Consider the following 18,762-nt stretch of genomic DNA (forward strand, 5'->3'; position numbering starts at 1 on the left):
ATTTAAGTAATTTACTATTTTTTAACCATTTATTTTCAAATTAAAGAAAAATTAGAACGAATTTTTATCGAAGTGAAATTTCAAGTGTAAAAAAATAAAATTTGAAAGAAGCCTATAAAATTTTACAGACTCATTTTTTTTAGTAAATTTTATATGCCATTCTTTTCATAAATTATTAATGAACTTTTTTAAAGTATAATTTATTTTTTATAGGGGTATTTACTTGAAAAATTATAAAGTTTTGATTATTTTATTGATTGGGTTAATATCAATGTCTGCAGTAACTGCAGCTAATTTTAATGAAAATAGTAATTTAACCCATATGGAAGATGATTCTAGTTATTCTGCTAGTCCATCTGCAATATATGTTGATGATGTCAATGGGGATGATGAAAATGATGGCAGTTCCCAAGATTCATCATTTAAAACATTCCATAAGGCTTTAGATGAAGCTAATGATAATGATACAATTTATTTGTCCGATGGGGTGTACAGTGGATTGGACAATACTAAGATACTCATTGAAAAATCAGTTAATGTTGTCGGGTCAGGCAACACCGCTTTTGATGGATTATATGAAAACTATATTTTTTTAATTAATGGCAATGTGACAGTCACATTTAAAAATATCAAATTCATCAACGCATATAAGACAGAACCCGACATGGACTTGGTTGATGATTATGAACTTGAAGGAATTTATGGATCTGCATTGGATATCAAAAATGCAACCGTTACATTGGATAATTGTTATTTTAAAGATAATATGGTTAACTATGGGGATGACGAAAGTCAATTTTCCTATGGTGGGGCAATAAGCAACTTCGGAGATTTAACAATTTTAAATTCCTATCTTTATGGAAATGCAATAGGTGCCACAACTGACGTTTATGGCTATGGTGGAGCATTGTATAATAAGGGAAAGGTATACATTGATAATTCATCATTCATAAATTGTAGGGGAAGCACTTACAGTTTTGGAGGTTCCATATACAATGACGGCGAGCTTCTTATGAATAACAGTGTCATTTCAAATTCCTATTGTTGGGAAGAATCCAAAGGTGGAGCAATTTTTAACAATGGAAGGTTCATTCTTTTAAATTCAATCATCGAAAATAATACAATTGAAAGGACAAACTACAACTATATTTACGGAAATATCTTTAACTCAGGAACATTCGTAGCAACCGGAAATATTTTCAGAAACAACACAGGATTTTATAAGCAACCTAACTCCCAGTATGTTGGAGGAGCTACAATATACAATGTAGGCAACCTTGACTTGTCATACAATGCATTCATTGACAATATAGGCTTTAATCAGGTTTTCACAGACATTTATCTGAATGGAGGAACTGACGTTAAAATAGATAATAACTGGTGGCAGACTAATGAAAATCCATCCACATTAAATAAGATTAGTCAAGACAAGGCAGCTTCCTGGATAATATGGGATTTAAGTCCTGCATATTCATCTTTAAAGATTAATGACACTATAGATATTCTTGCATCATGGAAATTAAGCAATGGTGAGGAATTCAAAGAGGATATATTGCCTGTATTCAAAATAACCTTATTCACAATTGTTGACGGAAATAATGTCACTCACACTTATCTAACTAATGAAACAATAAAATTCAACTTTAACAACACCAAACAAAATGGTGTTTATCAAGTTACAGCTGTTATGGGTTCATTCACTACAAAAGCAACCATCGACGTTGGAAAATCCCAGTCCCACATCAATTTCAATGTAAATGATGTGACTTACTATAATGAAACAATTCTTTTAGACATTTCATTATTTGATGATTATAACAATCCTATTTCAGACAATGTGACTGTCACATTAAATAATAAAGTGTACTCCGTTGAAATCAAGCAAGGAAAAGGAACAATCAAATTTAACAACACTCTACCTGGAAATTATACTTTAAAATTAACTTATGATGGAAACGGATTATATTCAAAAGCCAGTAACCAGACAGAAATATCCGTAAAAAGAATTCCTGTCAAACTATCAATTGATGAAGTGGGAGATATAAAAACAAGCGATGAGTTAAACTTGACTGTTTGGTTAGATGGAAATGTTGAAGGAATTGCATATCTTTATATGAACGGTGCATTTAAACAAAAAATTTATCTAAACAAGGGAAACTCTTCATTCAAATTCTCTTACTTTGATGAAGGACAATATAACATTACAATAATATTCCCAGAAGACTCAATTCATGAATCTGCAAATGCAAGTGTTTTCGTAAATGTTGGAAAATCATCAGCTTCAATTAAAGTTTCAGCTGTTAATATAACATCAGGCAGTGATGAGACAATAACTATAGAGGTTTCACCGGAAAACTTCAAAAGTGAAGTGATTCTTTGCATTAATGGTGTAAACAATACAGTATTTTTAAAAGATAAGATCAATAACATTACCGTTTCAGGATTGACAAATGGAACTTACAATGTTTCAGTGATATTCAATGGAAATGACAGGTTCTTCAAAACAAATGCTTCAACATCATTCACAGTATCACAATCAAAATCTAGCCTGGACGTTACAATCGATAAGAATAACATGACTGGAACTATTGTGGTTAGTGCAATTCCGAATAAATGTACTGGAATGGTTTATCTCTTTGTAAATCAAAGAAATTATACTGCATATCTCAATAAGGGAAAAGCTAGTTTTAAGGTGGAATTCGATAAGGGAACAAATTATATTTATGCAATATACAATGGTGATTTGTTCTATGCAGGATCAACATGGAATACTTCAATAGGAGAACCTGAAGATATTTTCATCACAGCTAATAATCAAACATGCTATGGATACAATGACTTTAACTATACTGTAATATTATTTGAGGAAAATGGCTATGCTGTGCCGAATAAAAACGTTTCAATTGAGTTTTTAGGAAAAGTCTATTCTGTTGCAACAAATAATCAGGGTATCGCTAGTTTGGCATTAAATCTAAAACCTGGAACTTATGATATTAAATCCACTTATGGGAACAAAACGGTGTCAAATAAAATCACCGTTAAAGAGATTAAGTTCAGTTTAATGTCTGATGATATCGTTTACGGTGAAACTGAAAGTATAAAAGTAATATTTGAAGACAACATTACTGGAAAAATCAAATTTAACTTTTCCGGCAATGAGGTGTTTGTCAAAGAGATTAATGGAAATGAAATATCTCTTGATTTGTCAAGCTTAAATGCAGGCAGTTATGATGTTGAAGCTACATACTTCAATGATTTATTCAATTCCTCCACTGAAAGAACTGCTTTCAATGTTAAAAAGGCAGATGTGTCTCTTGATGTTAGCATAACTGGAATGGAAAAAGGAAAAACTGGTGTCATTTCAGTTTCCTTGCCTAATGCTACTGGAAAAATCATCTTTAAAATCGATGATGACATTCATGAAAAGGTCATTGATGGTCAAACAGTAATACTATCCGTGACTGACTTATCCGAGGGAAGTCATAATCTCTCTATTGTCTATTCAGGAGATGTAAATTTCAATACTGCAAGCTTAAACACTACATTCTCAGTTAAAAGCGTTAAAACAGAAATGTCATTGTCAATTGGAGATGCATCTTATGGCGAATATTTAAAAGTTATTGCAACATTAAACGAAAATGCCACAGGTAATGTCAAATTCAGCATAAATAATAAGATCAATTCAGTTCCAATAAGTGATGGAAAGGCCACTTGGACTTTTAATGGACTGGATGTAGGCAATTATAAAATAACTGCCGTATATGATGGTGATGATACCTTCTTATCAGTTGACAACGAAACTTCATTCAATGTATTGAAGGCAAATTCCACCATTACATTATATGTCAAGGAGGTCTGCTTGGATGAGAATATTAGGATTTACGCATCATTAAGTCCGAATGCAACAGGAACAGTTTCATTTGAAATGCCGGGATATTACACTCCTAGGAATAAAAATGTTGTCAATTCCGCAAGTAGCTGGTACATTTCCCCATTAAAGTACGGACAATATAAGGTCATTGCCAATTACAGCGGTGATAAAAATTACAATCCTTCAAGCACTACTTTCGTTTTGGATGTAAGTCAGCGCAAGTCAATCTTGGATGTTGTAATCAATGATGTATTTGTTGAAAATAGGGTTGTCGTCAATGTTAAGTTGACTTCCGATAAAGGGGAAGGAATAAGTGGCACTGTTGTCTTAAAGCTCAATTCCAAAACATACAACATCAAGGTCACCAACGGTAAAGGCTCATTGAATGTGGGTAAATTCAACATAGGAGAATATTCATATTCAGCCACCTATGATGGAAATGAGGAATACGCTAAAAGCACTGATGACGGTAAATTTAAGGTTGTTGACAGTCTCATAAAAACCGATTTGCTTTATACAAACGTTACAAAACATGTTGGCGGCAGCGAAAAGCTAATCATATCATTGGTCGACTCTAGCGGAAAAGGACTTTCAGGCTATGAAATCAATGTCAATTTGAATAATAAAAATTATGCTCTTGTAAGTGATGAAAACGGTGACGTTTCATTGGACATTAATCTAAAACCAGGAATTTACAAGGCATATGTTAAATTTAATGGTGCAAACAGTTACAACGGAACTGACGCTAATGTCACTATTGAAGTTTTATCCACAATCCAATCAACAGACCTTACAAAATTGTATGGTACCGGAGGACAGTATTTTGCAATATTCTGCGATTCCAATGGAAAAGCGTTGGGAAACACTCCAGTCACATTCACTATAGGATCCAACTCTTACACATTTAACACTGCTCCTAATGGTATCGCCAGGGTAAACATTAACCTTAAGCCTGGAGTTTACACAATTATTGCTAAAAATCCTTCCACCGGTGAGGAGGCCAGGAATAAAATAACTATTTTCGCATATATTATGGGAAATAATGACTTAACTAAATATTTTGGAGCAAATAAGGATTATACTGTACGTATCTATGATGATAATGGTAAGCCTGTTGGTGCTGGCAAGATTGTGATATTCACAATAAACGGCAAAACATATAAAATAAAAACCGACAAGAACGGTTATGCTACATGTAAGATTAATTTAAAACCTAATTCCTATGTGATAACCGCATCCTATAAAGGATTTAAGGTTTCAAATAAGGTTGTCATTAAACCTGTCTTGACCACTAATGTCAAATTTGTTAAGAAAGGAAAAGTACTTAAAGCCAAGGCAAAATTGGTCAATGTTAACGGAAAGGCAGTTAAAGGCAAAAAAATTACTTTCAAATTTAAAGGCAAGAAATATAAAGTCAAAACAAACAAAAAGGGCATTGCAACTTTAAAATTGAAACCTAAACTTAAGGTCGGCACCCATAAGCTTGTTTCAAAATACGGAAAATCAAAGTTTATAAACACAATAAAAATCAAATAATGGAAGTTTTCATTAACTTCTATCTTTTTTTATTTTTTCATGTAGATTTCCTAATTCAACATTTGTTGTTTCTACACTCTTTTTTAAATTTTTAAATTTACCAGTTATAATTTTATTTCATTGCAGTTAAACCATTTAAAATATTAATCGTTTCTTTTATTAAATTCAATGAAAACTTTTATTAATTTTCCACTCTAAATTATATTTATGATTTTCAAACTTAAAAGCAAAGGCCATAAGAATGTGACCTCACTTCACAAGTCCACATTTGAGGTGACAAAGGATGTTGAAATTGGCCCAACTGCGGACTGTATTGTTGGAACTTCTGCAGATAAGTCAATGCTGAACTTTCCTGAGGAGTTTAAGGACAAGATTGCCGATTCAAACACTAAAATAACTGTAATTCTTGATACTGAAAACGGTCATGATGAAATCAACGGATATGGTCATGAGAATTTGACATTGACTCATCCGACAGACATCGTTTGCAGAACCAGTGACTACACCTGCTCACGCACATTGATGATTAATGCCGATAAGGCTGCACGTGATCTTGACAGTGACCTGATTGAGGATTTAAAAAATGAAAAAATCATGGAAGTCACCATAAAATTATGCTAAAAATAGTTAACTTTATATAAGTTGAAAAATATATTCATTAATAACTACTTTTGTTTTATGCGGGGGTGGTCGAGCGGTCAAAGGCGCTAGGTTGAGGGCCTAGTGGGTCAGTCCCTTCGCGGGTTCAAGTCCCGTCCCCCGCACCATTTAATAAAATCTTTTTTTAGAAGTAATTTTTATATTATATTTCTTCCATAACTATTATCATGAATCAAATTGCTCAGAATTTTTTTAAAAGCAAACTTATATTCTTTTTGTTATTGTTCCTGGCATTCATGACAGTGGCAACTGTCAGCGCTGGGGAAAATATCACTGCTGATTCTGATGCCATGGATGTACCATCTTTTGATGATTTGTCATTAAAAATTAATCAAAGTGAGGATACATTGACATTGGATTCAGATTATGAATATAAGAACGGTACAAATAAGGGAATTGTCATCTCAAAACCGATAACAATCGATGGTGCAGGACATACTCTTGACGGTAAGAAATCCTCAAGGATATTCAATATCACTGCAGACAATGTCGTTCTTAAAAACATCAAGTTTGTCAATGGAAACATTTTGGGAAGATACTACAGCTCTAACATTGGTGGGGGAGCCATCTACTGGAGCGGAGCAAACGGTATTCTGGAAAACTGTACTTTCATTAACAATACTGGCAGTGGAGTTGAAGACGATCCATTTGATAAGGAAGAAACAATCGTTAATGAGGACGGATCAATAATGCACATTGTCAGAGTTCGCCCAATGGGTGTCCGCATTAATGAGGGAGGAGCAATTCTCTGGGCTGGTGACAGAGGTACTGTTGCAAACTGTAGCTTTTTTGATAATAGTGTAGGCTATCCAGATGGAGGCGGTGCAATTTGTTGGAGAGGCAATGACGGTAAGGTTATTGACTCCTTATTCATGGATAATGGAGCATGGGCAGGTTCAGCTATTGAATGGAGAGGTGCTAACGGATTAATTGATTCCTCTAAGTTTTACAATTGTGGAATAAGCGATAACGGAATCTTTTGGGACGGTAAAAACGGCACCATAAAACATTCAATCTTATTGTCTCCTGATGGAAGAAGAGTTGTCAACTACTATGGCGGCACTCTGAACGCTAACTATAACTATTGGGGTGATTCAATTGATCAACCAAATCTATACCTAAAACCGGATGATGTCGATTATTGGTATGTATCCACTGAAGACGTAACATCTTTTGATGATTTGGAATTGAATGACTCATTTGTTTTAATAAAAACTGTTGAAAAGCTTTCTAATAAAATTGTATCAAAAGACTTGAATGCCTATTACAAGTCAGGTACCTTCAAAATCAAGGTTTATGATAAATATGGTGATTTGGCCAGATATCAGGACATTACCTTTTTCATTAACAATCATGAGTACTTTGCAATGACTGATTCTGATGGTGTTGCAACCTTAAAAATCAAGGAAAAACCTGGAAAATATACAATATTTTCACAATATGGTGATGCAATTGTCAAGAATAAAATTACTGTGAAAAATGTTTTATTCACTAAAAATATATCCAAAAAGGTAAAAAAATCTGCCAAATTCAAGGTTAAAGTATTGAATTCCAAAGGAAAAGCTTATAAAAACCAAGTTGTCAAAATTCAATTTAAAGGCAAGACCTATAAACTCAAAACAAACAAAAAAGGCATTGCTACATTTAAAGTTCCTAAAAAATTGAAAGTTGGAAAATATGCTATTAAAACAACTTATAAAGGCTTGACAAATTCAAATAAAATTGTAGTTAAAAAATAACTACATTTATCTTCTTTTTTTCAATTAATAATTTATTTATAATATCTAAACCAAAGATTATATTAATAAAATTTTTATGGTGATAATTTATGAAAGCTGTAATTCCAGCAGCAGGTTTCGGAACCAGATTCTTGCCTGCTACTAAAGCACAACCTAAGGAAATGTTGCCTGTTTATGACAAGCCAACTATCCAATATGTTATTGAAGAGGCTGTGGCTTCAGGCATTGATGATATTTTGATTGTAACTGGTAGAAATAAAAGGTCCATTGAAGACCATTTTGACAAATCATTTGAGCTCGAACAAACCTTGCAAAGTGCTGGCAAGGATGACAGATTAAAACAAGTTCGTGCAATCACTGACCTTGCAGACATTTGCTATGTAAGGCAAAAAGAGCAAAAAGGTCTTGGAGATGCAATCTACTGCGCTAAAAAACACGTTGGTGGAGAGCCATTCGCTGTTCTTTTGGGAGATTCAATCACTAAAGGACCTACTCCATGTACTAAACAATTGATGGATGTTTATGAAAAGTATGACGCTTCAGCAATTTCCCTTGAAGCTGTTCCAAGAGAAAAAGTGGAAAGGTATGGAATCATTAAGGGAACTGAAGTTGAAAATAACGTTTACAATATCGAGAAGTTAGTGGAAAAACCATTGGCTCATCAAGCACCTTCCAATCTTGCAATAATGGGTCGTTACGTATTGACTCCGGACATCTTTGATAAGATTGATGAAACAGTTCCAGGTGTGGGAGGAGAAATTCAACTCACTGACGCGCTTCAAAAATTGGATGCAATCTATGGTGTAACCTTTGAGGGCAAAACCTATGATATTGGTAACAGATTTGAATGGTTGAAGACCTCCATTGAGTTTGCAATGGATGATCCTGAATCCAAGGATGATTTAATCGATTACATGAAAGAAATGATTAGAGAAGCTTAATTAAGATTTCATATGCAGAATAGATTAATCAAAAAGACAGGTGATGAAGTTTCCCCATTAGGTTTTGGGGCGATGAGATTGCCTTTAAAAAACGGTAAAATCGATAGGGATAAAGCACGACAGCAAATCTATTATGCAATAGATAATGGGATTAATTTCATTGACACTGCTTACCTATACGGTGACAGCGAGAAGTTTTTGGGTGAAGTCCTTCAGGGGGAGTACAAGGATAAAGTCAAGATATGTACCAAACTCCCTTCAATTAATGTAAGAAAGTATGAAGATATGGAATACTTCTTGAATGAGCAGTTAAAGCGCCTTCAAAGGGATTGCATTGATTATTATCTTATTCATTCAGTTGACCTGAAAACAGTCAATCGACTTCTTAAAAAGGGCTTGATTAAATTCTTAAATAAGGCTAAAAGTGAAGGAAAAATAAAGTATGTTGGGTTTTCCTATCACGGGGTTAAGGAAGAGTTTGATTTGCTGATTGACGGCTATGACTGGGATGTGGTCATGGTTCAGTATAACTACTTTGATGAGAATGTTCAGGCAGGCATTGAGGGAATTGAGTATGCCGCTTCAAAGGGAATGGGCATTTTTGTAATGGAACCTTTGAAGGGAGGAATCCTTGCAGGCAAGATGCCGAAGGATGCTGAAGAGATTTTTAAAAAGGCTGATCCCAACAAGACCACTGCTCAATGGGCTCTGCAATGGGTTTTGAACAATCGTAATGTAAGTTGTGTATTTTCTGGAATGAACTCAATCGAGCAGATTGATGATAATATCGCCATTGCTAATGAAACCACTCCAATGTCAATGTCCTTTGAGGAATTGGAAACAATTGAGCTTGTCAAAAGGGTCATGAAGAACTCATTAAGAATCAATTGTTCCACTTGTGGATATTGCATGCCTTGTCCGAGAGATGTCAATATTCCTGAATGCTTAAAGATTTACAATGAGAAATACTTATTTGAGCATAAGGGTTTGTTCAATGAGTCTTTCATGGATTATTATCAGTATGTCGGCGGAATTATGGGAAAAGCTGGAAATGCAGGCCTTTGTAATGTTGTGGCAAGTGCTTGAGAAAATGCCCTCAAAAACTTGATATTATTTCTGAACTTAAAAAAGTCAAAAAAGAATTTGAAATACCTGGATTTAAGTATATTTTGCCAATTGCTAAATATATAGGCATCCCGGTTTATAATGGAATAGTTAAACTCTTAAATCGTTGATTTGTTTATTTTTGAATTAGTGTATATCATTATATATTTTGAAATCAAAAAATAATACTAGGTGAAAAAATGAAACTTGAAGAATTATTAGCACCATGTCCAAAATGTGGTTCAAAAGATAAAGTGGCTCACAGGAAAATGTTAGACAATCACAGGGCTCACGCAGAAATGGATACTGTAAAATGTGAGGATTGTGGTTACATATTTTTCGTAAATGAGAACATGGACCCTGATGAGAAAAAAGAATTATTAAATGAATTAAATAAGATTTACGGTTAAAATGACATTTCATGTGATGATTATCCCTACTCTTAACTGTCCATCAAACTGCAAATATTGTTGGGGATCTGAAAATAAAAAGGAAATGATGGGCTTGGAAATAATTGACCAAATTGTCGAATGGTTAAGTGATTTTAGAGATGATAAAGTTCATTTCACATTCCATGGTGGGGAACCTTTGCTTGCGGGTTATGACTTCTATAAGTCCGCACTGGAGAAGCTTTCCATTTTAGACAATCTTGAAGGTTTTTCACTTCAAAGTAACATTTGGCTATTGACAGAAGAGCTAATCGACTTATTCTTGGAGTATAATGTCGTTGTAAGTACAAGTATTGACGGGCCAAAGGAAATCAATGATTTTCAAAGGGGAGAAGGTTACTTTGATAAAACCATGGCCAAATTTGAGCTGGCTAAAAGTAAGGGGTTAATCATTAACTTTGTTTTGACTGTTACCGACTATTCAAAAGACTTCTCCGATGAATTGTATGAATTCTTTAAGGGAGAAAAAATGAATCTGAAAATCCATGCTGCACTGCCTTCCCTTAGAGGGGATAATGCAGACCCTTGGGCGCTTGACCAGGAAGAGCATGGTAAGCTGCTCATAGATTGGCTTGACAAGTACCTTTATGATTTGGATAAGTTCACTGTAATGGATTTGGACCATATCTGTAAATCCTCACTAAGGAGAAGAGGAACCCTTTGTACATTTGCAGACTGTATTGGAACAACCTTGGCAGTGGGTTCCGACGGTTCAATCTATCCTTGCTACAGGTTTGTAGGAATGCCTGAATATGTGTTGGGAAATGTTTCCACCAATCCAAGTTTTGATGATTTGAAATCATCTGATGCTTGGTCTAAACTCATGGAATTCAGGGATTATGTGGATGAAAACTGCAAGAAATGCAGATATGTCAAGTACTGTGAAGGAGGATGTCCTTATAATGCCATTGTGGCTTATCAGACTCCTCAGGCTGTTGACCCACAATGCACTGCGTATAAGATGATTTTTGGAGAGGTTTCAAAAAGGATGAACAAGGAATTCGCAAAATCTGCATTTGGAATGGGTGCTCCTGAACCTAGAAAAGAGGGTGAGGCATTCAGCATTATGGATTTGGCTATGAAGCCTTAAATTGTGTGATAATATGATTTGTGATGATTGTAAACATTTGGAGTTAAGAAACAAATATAAGATTGTTTGTAAAGTTCATGAACATCAACTTTTGGATGTTAAGGAATGTATGAATTATGAAAAAATTGAAGAAGAATGATTTTTTTCTTCTTTTTTTTAGTTAATAATTGAAATTATCTCTTTTTTTACACAATAATTTTTTTATATTGTTAATATGAATTTTATCTATTTTTACAGTTAATTTCATCATAAGATGGGATTTGCATTACTTTTTTTGTTATTATTTTTTAGAGGTAATGCCTTTTAGTAATACTTAGTATATAAATGAATTTGAAAAAAGTAATACTTTTATATATTATGACTTTCAAATTATAATATAGTAATACTGAGTATTTAAATAAATTAAAAAAAAGTAATACTTTTTACTATTAAAATAATTATTAAGAAGGTGTGTAATGTGATTGATGAAATTACTGATTTTCTATTCAGCTTGAAAATGACCATTATTTCAGGTATATTTCTATTGATTGCAGTAATTTTTATGATATTTGGAATTAAAACACCTATTTACTTAGATCCCGCATGGGGAGCAGTAATAATAAGTGGTATTCCAATGTTACTTTTAGCAATGACCAGATTGATCCGTGAAAAATGGATTTCATCTGCGCTCTTGATTGCTATTGCAATGGTTGCATCACTATTGATTGGTGAAATATTTGCAGCCGGAGAAGTTGCATGGATTATGGCATTAGGTGCTCTTTTAGAAGACTGGACTGTCGAAAGAGCTAAAAAAGGTTTAAGAAACCTAATTAACTTAACTCCACAGACCGGAAGAAAAATCGTCAACGGTGTTGAAGAGATGGTTCCTGTAGATGAGATTAAACTTGGGGACACTTTAAGGATTCTTCCTGGTGAAAGCGTACCTGTGGATGGTGAAATCATAAGCGGTACAACTTCACTTGACCAATCAATCATGACTGGTGAATCCCTACCTATAGATAAGGAAGTGGGTGATGAGGTATTCTGTGGAACAATGAATATGTACGGTGCTATTGACATTAAGGCTACAAGTCTAGGTGAAAACTCTTCACTTCAAAAATTGATTGACCTTGTTAAGGCTGCTGACGAAAAGCAAGCTCCTACCCAAAGGATTGCAGATAAATGGGCAACCTGGCTGGTTCCTGTTGCATTGATAGTTGCAATTGCTGCATGGTTGGTAACCGGCAATATTGAAAGAGGAGTAACCGTTCTGGTTGTATTCTGCCCATGTGCATTGATACTTGCAACACCTACTGCTATCATGGCTGCAATCGGTCAGGCAACCAAATATGGTGTATTGATCAAATCCGGTGAGGCCTTAGAAACATTAGGTGCACTTAACACTTTAGTGTTCGATAAGACCGGTACTTTGACTTACGGTAATTTAGAGGTTTCTGATGTTATCTCTTTAAATGACGATTTGACAGAATTGGATTTGCTTAAGCTCACAGCATCCTGTGAAAAGTTAAGTGAACACCCATTGGCTAAAGCCGTTGTAAATAATGCAAAAGAACTTGAAGTTGAAATCGAAGAGCCACAAGATTTCAAGATGTATCCTGGAAAAGGAGTATCATGTATGAATTCTTATGGTAAGGTATATGCTGGAAACTCCAAATTTATCAGTGAAAACGGCATTGAATTCAATGTCGATAGCGATTTAGATAAACTTAAAAATGAAGGTAAGGCTTCAATCATCGTTGCATTGAACGGCATGGTTGTTGGTTTGGTCGGTTTGTCTGATGTGATTCGTGAGGATTCAAAGGGAATGATTGAAAACCTTCATGAATTGGGCACTGAAACCATATTGCTCACAGGAGATAACACAGAAACTGCTAATTACTTTGCTTCACAGGTTGGAATAGGCAAGGTTTTCGGTAACTTGCTTCCTGAAGAAAAGCTTTCATGGATTGAAAAGCTTAAAGGGGAAGGCAAAAAGGTATGTATGATTGGTGACGGTGTAAACGATGCGCCTGCACTCAAGACCGCTGACGTCAGTGTTGCAATGGGGTCTGTAGGAAGTGACGTTGCAATCGAGGCAGCTGACATTGCGCTTTTAGGTGACGATATCGGTAAGATTCCATACCTTAAGAAACTTTCAAATTCAACCCTATTCACAATCAAGGCAAATATTGCAATTTCAATGACAATCAATGCAGTGGCGATAATATGTTCTGTTTTAGGACTTTTAAATCCTGTAACTGGAGCTATTGTGCACAATGCAGGTTCCTGTTTGGTGGTTTTAAATGCTGCATTGCTTTATGATAGGCATTTCGACGATTCAATTAAAAAGATCGACACTGAAAATGTGGAACATTCCCACTATCACTTCCACAATGACGGTGAACACACTCACTCTCATGAAGGAATTGAAATAATTGATGAGATTGAAACCGAAAATGGAATCAAGCATATGCACGCACACAAGCATGCATTGAACAGACAAAGTTGTGAACCGTATCACAACTAATATTTTTCTTTTTTTGTAAATTTTTTATTACTTATTTTTTTAAATTATCCAAATTATTATATATTAAAATGAATAATCTTATTTGTAGGTATTAATATGAATGGAAAAATAATTTTAGGGCTTCCAAAGGGAAGTTTGAATAATGTTAAAAGAGGTAATACTTATCAGTTGTTTGTTGATGCCGGTTATGAGGTTAAAGGATACGAACCTGGTGATGAATCTTATGAAATTGAAATTTTAAACGATGAAGATATCGTGGCATTCCTGACCCGTCCACAATCCACACCTGTTGAGCTAAACAGAGGAATGGTTGATATTGCAATTGTTGGTGAGGACTGGATTAAAGAGGAATCTGTTTTAAGAAAAACAAATACCGTAAAGATTGGTGATTTGGATTATGGTAAGACCCGTTTGATTGTTGCTGTTCCTAAAGATTCACCATATGACAATCTATCTGATTTGTTCAGGGCAAACAAGGATAGGAAAACTCCAATATTATGCTTTACTGAATATCCTAACTTGACCAGGAAATTCATCATGGAAAATGAGGTTTATCAAGAGTTATATGGTGATGCAGTGCCGTTCGTGCAGGTTAGAGGTTTGACCGATGGTGACAATGAGATGGTTCAGGTCATCAACTCAGACGGTGCAACTGAAGTCTACATTGCAAAGGGTGCAGACTTGATTGTTGACAACACCCAAACCGGAAGCAGCCTTAAAAAGGCAGGATTGAAGGAAATCGAAACAATATTGCACTCTTCAGCAGGCCTTTATGCGGGAGTTAGCTGCACTGGAGACAAGCTTGAAAAGGCAAAGATGATCTATGAGCAACTGCTTGGTGCAATCACCGCAAAAAGATTCTTTGATGTGAAATTCAACATTGCCAATAATAAGATTGAAGAGGTTTCAAACTATTTGATTGACAATAAGCTATGTGCTGATGAACCTACAATCACTCCGGGTTCCGATTTCTCACAAATCAACGTATTGATTCCTAAGGCGAAATTCCCTGAAATGGTTGATGCAATCAAGGGATTTGACGCAACTTCAATTATAAGAAATGATTTAAAACAATTGATTGAATAATCATTTCTCTCTTTTTTTCTATTTTTTTAATAAATTATCAACCTTGTAGAAACCATGTTAAAATTTAAGTGAATATCGATGTTTTTTGCTTGTTTTTGTTAAAGAAGTGATATTTTCTCTTTGTTTTTGATTTTGACATGTTATTGTTCTTTTTATTTTACACTCGAATTTGTTCTTCGCAAAAAAATTTTTACTAAAATGCTTGGATTTTAATTTTAAGCGATTTTATCCTTTTAATTTTTTTACACATGAAATAATACTTCCAATTCATTGTAAAAACGAATAATAATTTATAAATAGTAGAATGGAGAATAATTATTAATATGTACAGTAAAATAAACTATTCTCCATATTACTATTTGAATTCAAGACATTTAAACCTTTTGGATTTTGGACTTAAGATTGGTGGAAAGACTCGGAAAGAAAAACTATTTAAAATTGGTGAAAATCAAAATAGATTATTGTACTTTGTTGAATTAACATTTAACTATGCAAAATGGATATTTCCAAAGTATTCCTGTGATTATAGCAATCATATTTATAATCAACCACAATTATTCACTATTTTGGCAATGAAAACTTACTTAAAAACAACCTATCGTGAAATAATTGAAATTTTAGATGTTTCTGATAAAATAACCACATATTTGAAACTTAACAAGCTACCACACTACACAACAATTCAGAAATTCTTTATAAGAATGTCGGACACAAAACTGAAAGATTTAAACAATCTAATATTGTTCATGCATCCAATAGATTGTGAATTAGCAGCAATGGATGGAACCGGTCACACAAGTGACTATGCGGATCATTATTACGCAAAAATAAGGGGTAAATGCAGAAAAAGCTACATTAAAAATCATATCGCAATCGATGTCGACACAAGAATGATCCTAAATTACGCAGCAAATCGAGGTCCAAAATACGATACACAATTCGCAATCGCATCAATAAGACAATTAAAACCCTACAAACCACATTACATCCTTGCAGACAGAGCATACGACACAGAAGCAATAAGAAAATGTATAAATGAAGAAGTAGGTGCATTCGACCAAATACCATTAAAAACAAGAGCAAAAACAGGATATTACAGATTGAATAGTGCAACAATCTTCTGGCACGACGTTTACACACGAAGAATGAACGTAGAAAGTGTAATTTATGTAATAAAAAGAAGATTCAACGGAGGGAACTATAGTAGAAGCACAAAACTCCAAAATAAAGAAACAAAACTCAAAGATGTATTATACAACATCTACAGAGCAATTCAAGTATTTTAAATGAGGGTTTCTACAAGGTTAAATTATCATTATTTATCATTAACATTTATAAACTATACTTAACATAAATAGTAATATTATTTTAGTTTATAAGGGGATAAAACATGTTAACTTCTGTTCAAAAGGAAATCTTACAAACATTGATTAATTTATATCAATCCTCTAATGGTAAATCTATTAAGGGCGAAGACATTGCTGAGGTGATGAATAGGAACCCAGGAACAATACGTAACCAGATGCAATCGTTAAGAAGCCTTAGTCTAGTTAAAGGTGTACCTGGACCTAGAGGAGGATATAAACCAACAATTGAAGCTTATCATGCATTAAACATTTCTGTTTCAGACAATGATTCCATAGTCCCAATCTTCAAGAATGGGAAAAAAGTGGAAGACATTTCCGTTGCAAAAATTGAATTCACAAGCGTTCCTCAGCCAGGAGAATGTGAAGCCGCAATCAAGGTATTGGGAAGCATCAAGGACTTGAACTTGGGTGATACCATAAGGATCGGCCCGACTCCAGTGAACAATTTGGGAGTTATAGGAAAGATTGTGGGCCGTGACGATATGGACAATATCCTATTGGTCGACACCACTACCATCAGAAGCATTCCTAAACAGACTGTAGGAGACATTGCAAGCAGGGATGTAATTTCATTTGCTTTGGACTGCTCAGTAAAAGAGGCTGCAAAAAAACTTGTGGATAATGGAATTGATGGTGCTCCTGTAATAAAAGATGGAAAGGTTGTTGGAGTGTTCACACTAACAGACTTGGTCAATGCAATAGCTAATGATAATGAGGACAAGTGTGTTGGAGAATTGATGTCCAAGAATGTTGTCATTGTAAATGAGGATTTAAAGATAGCCAATGCAATTGAGGTTATGCGTAAAAAAGAAATTTCAAGATTGATTATTGCAGATAACAACCAAGTTCTATTGGGAATCGTTACAAGAACCGACTTGATTGAAAGCATAACTAATTTAGAACAATTCCCAGTCAATACAAATTAATTTTTAAGTGATTTAATGAGAGTAAACCAGATTAATGTAGACAATGGTATGAAGATAATTGACTTGATAGATCAGTTTGACCAGTCAGGCGTTTTAGGTGCAGGAAGGGTGGCACGCGCTTGCAATGTCATGGCAGACATGATTCAGGACGAGGACATGAGCGTGTTCATGAGTCTTGGAGGGCCTCTGATACCGGGTGGAATGAGAAATGTTGTCACAAGAATGATTAAAGAGGGACATGTCAATCTGATTATTTCAAGCGGAGCCAACATAACTCATGACCTTGTTGAAGCTTTTGGAGGAGCTCATTATCGCCACGAGGGCAAGGATGATGAGGAACTGAATGAGGAAGGAATCGGAAGAATAGCTGATATCAATGTAGGGTCAGATGATTTCACAGTCTTTGAAACAGAAATTATAAAAATCTATGAAAAGATAGCCTCTGAAAAGCCAATAGTTTCAATTCAGGAACTGCTTTATGAGGTGGGCCTTTTGGTTGATGATGAGAACTCATTTGTGGCTGCCGCTGCAAGAAATAACATTCCAATTTTTGCTCCTGGACTAATCGATTCAATGATGGGTCTTCAGCTATGGATATTCTCACAGGACCATGAATTTGTTGTGGATGCCGTCGCTGATATGCATTATCTCTCAGACATCGTGTTTGAATCCGAAAAGGTCGGTGCAATCCTTTTGGGAGGAGGCCTTACCAAACATTACACATTAGCATCCAATGTTATCAAGGGAGGCCTTGATGCTGCAATTCAGATTACCATGGACAGGCCTGAAGCCGGAAGCTTAGGCGGAGCTCCATTGGAGGAAGCGAAATCCTGGGCAAAAGCCAAATGCGGATCCAACCTTGCAAGTGTTGTTGGAGACGTTACAGTTATATTTCCATTAATCTATGCCGCTGCCTTGGATAAAATTAATGGTGATTAGATGAGTTACATTATTTTAGCAATCTTATTCATATTGTCTGGATTTTTCATGAAATATTCAGATGACTTATTCGATGTTAATAATGATTTGAAGTTTGCCACTATCTGTGGAGTTCTATGCGGAATAGCTTCAGCCGTTGCGGCAATTTATGATGCTGGTGCGGCATATATTTTCATAGCCATACCTATAGGTAATATTCTGGCCCTAAAGGTGGATGGAACTCATCATATAGTCACATTGATAGTATTTATAGTGATTTGCCTCGCATTTGGAATTCCAGAATTGAGCCTTATAGTGCTGTTAATCTGTATCCTTGCGGCATTGGCCGATGAGGTGGGTCATGAGATGGTTTCCAAAGTGACTGAAAACAGGTTCCTTAATCTGTTCTTTGAATACAGGTTTGTGATGAAAATAGTCATTTGTCTGCTTGCAATTACAGGACAATTCAGTATCTGGATATTTGTCTGTTTCCTGCTATTTGAAATATTCTATGTGATTGCAGGAATTTGTTTTGAAAAGTTCAATTAAAAAAAGAGTTAAAAAAAGGA

The 18,762-nt window shown here is 34.8% G+C and carries 13 protein-coding genes, 1 tRNA gene and 1 pseudogene; all 15 read left to right on the forward strand.

Going from position 1 to position 18,762, the window contains the following annotated elements:
* Positions 1-223: 223 nt before the first annotated feature.
* The 15 genes and pseudogenes from ILA26_RS03100 (at position 224) to ILA26_RS03170 (ending at position 18,742) form a co-directional block, all read left to right on the forward strand.
* Complete coding sequence (locus tag ILA26_RS03100) at positions 224-5,407, forward strand: Ig-like domain repeat protein (protein ID WP_292893962.1); 5,184 nt, start codon at positions 224-226, stop codon at positions 5,405-5,407.
* 207 nt (positions 5,408-5,614) lie between these two features.
* A complete protein-coding gene (locus ILA26_RS03105) occupies positions 5,615-6,028 on the forward strand; it encodes a DUF371 domain-containing protein (RefSeq protein ID WP_292893964.1) in 414 nt (137 codons plus the stop codon).
* A gap of 59 nt (positions 6,029-6,087) precedes the next feature.
* A tRNA-Leu gene (locus ILA26_RS03110) sits at positions 6,088-6,174 on the forward strand.
* 129 nt (positions 6,175-6,303) lie between these two features.
* A complete protein-coding gene (locus tag ILA26_RS03115; protein ID WP_292893966.1) occupies positions 6,304-7,806 on the forward strand; it encodes a hypothetical protein in 1,503 nt (500 codons plus the stop codon).
* Positions 7,807-7,895: 89 nt separating this feature from the next.
* A complete protein-coding gene (galU, locus tag ILA26_RS03120) occupies positions 7,896-8,747 on the forward strand; it encodes a UTP--glucose-1-phosphate uridylyltransferase GalU (protein WP_292893968.1) in 852 nt (283 codons plus the stop codon).
* Between the two features lie 12 nt (positions 8,748-8,759).
* Positions 8,760-9,982, forward strand: a pseudogene (locus ILA26_RS03125) (aldo/keto reductase).
* Positions 9,983-10,051: 69 nt separating this feature from the next.
* Positions 10,052-10,261, forward strand: coding sequence for a TIGR04165 family Cys-rich peptide (locus tag ILA26_RS03130; RefSeq protein WP_292893972.1), 210 nt, complete (start codon positions 10,052-10,054; stop codon positions 10,259-10,261).
* 1 nt (position 10,262) lies between these two features.
* Entirely contained in the window at positions 10,263-11,390 is a 1,128-nt protein-coding gene (locus tag ILA26_RS03135) for a TIGR04083 family peptide-modifying radical SAM enzyme (protein ID WP_366514876.1), read from the forward strand.
* A gap of 13 nt (positions 11,391-11,403) precedes the next feature.
* A complete protein-coding gene (locus ILA26_RS03140) occupies positions 11,404-11,529 on the forward strand; it encodes a hypothetical protein (protein ID WP_292893975.1) in 126 nt (41 codons plus the stop codon).
* Between the two features lie 318 nt (positions 11,530-11,847).
* A complete protein-coding gene (locus ILA26_RS03145; RefSeq protein ID WP_292893977.1) occupies positions 11,848-13,896 on the forward strand; it encodes a cation-translocating P-type ATPase in 2,049 nt (682 codons plus the stop codon).
* A gap of 96 nt (positions 13,897-13,992) precedes the next feature.
* Positions 13,993-14,982 (forward strand): ATP phosphoribosyltransferase, encoded by a 990-nt coding sequence (locus ILA26_RS03150; protein ID WP_292893978.1) that lies wholly within the window; start codon positions 13,993-13,995, stop codon positions 14,980-14,982.
* 701 nt (positions 14,983-15,683) lie between these two features.
* Positions 15,684-16,268: a transposase gene (locus tag ILA26_RS03155; RefSeq protein ID WP_292893979.1), complete on the forward strand. Its 585-nt coding sequence runs from the start codon at positions 15,684-15,686 to the stop codon at positions 16,266-16,268.
* Between the two features lie 104 nt (positions 16,269-16,372).
* Entirely contained in the window at positions 16,373-17,275 is a 903-nt protein-coding gene (locus ILA26_RS03160) for a CBS domain-containing protein (RefSeq protein ID WP_292893982.1), read from the forward strand.
* Positions 17,276-17,290: 15 nt separating this feature from the next.
* Complete coding sequence (locus ILA26_RS03165) at positions 17,291-18,214, forward strand: deoxyhypusine synthase (protein WP_292893984.1); 924 nt, start codon at positions 17,291-17,293, stop codon at positions 18,212-18,214.
* Positions 18,215-18,742, forward strand: coding sequence for a hypothetical protein (locus ILA26_RS03170; RefSeq protein ID WP_292893986.1), 528 nt, complete (start codon positions 18,215-18,217; stop codon positions 18,740-18,742). It abuts the gene before it with no gap.
* The last annotated feature ends 20 nt before the right edge of the window (positions 18,743-18,762 follow it).

The sequence above is a fragment of the Methanobrevibacter sp. genome (genome assembly GCF_017940815.1).
GTDB lineage: Archaea > Methanobacteriota > Methanobacteria > Methanobacteriales > Methanobacteriaceae > Methanocatella.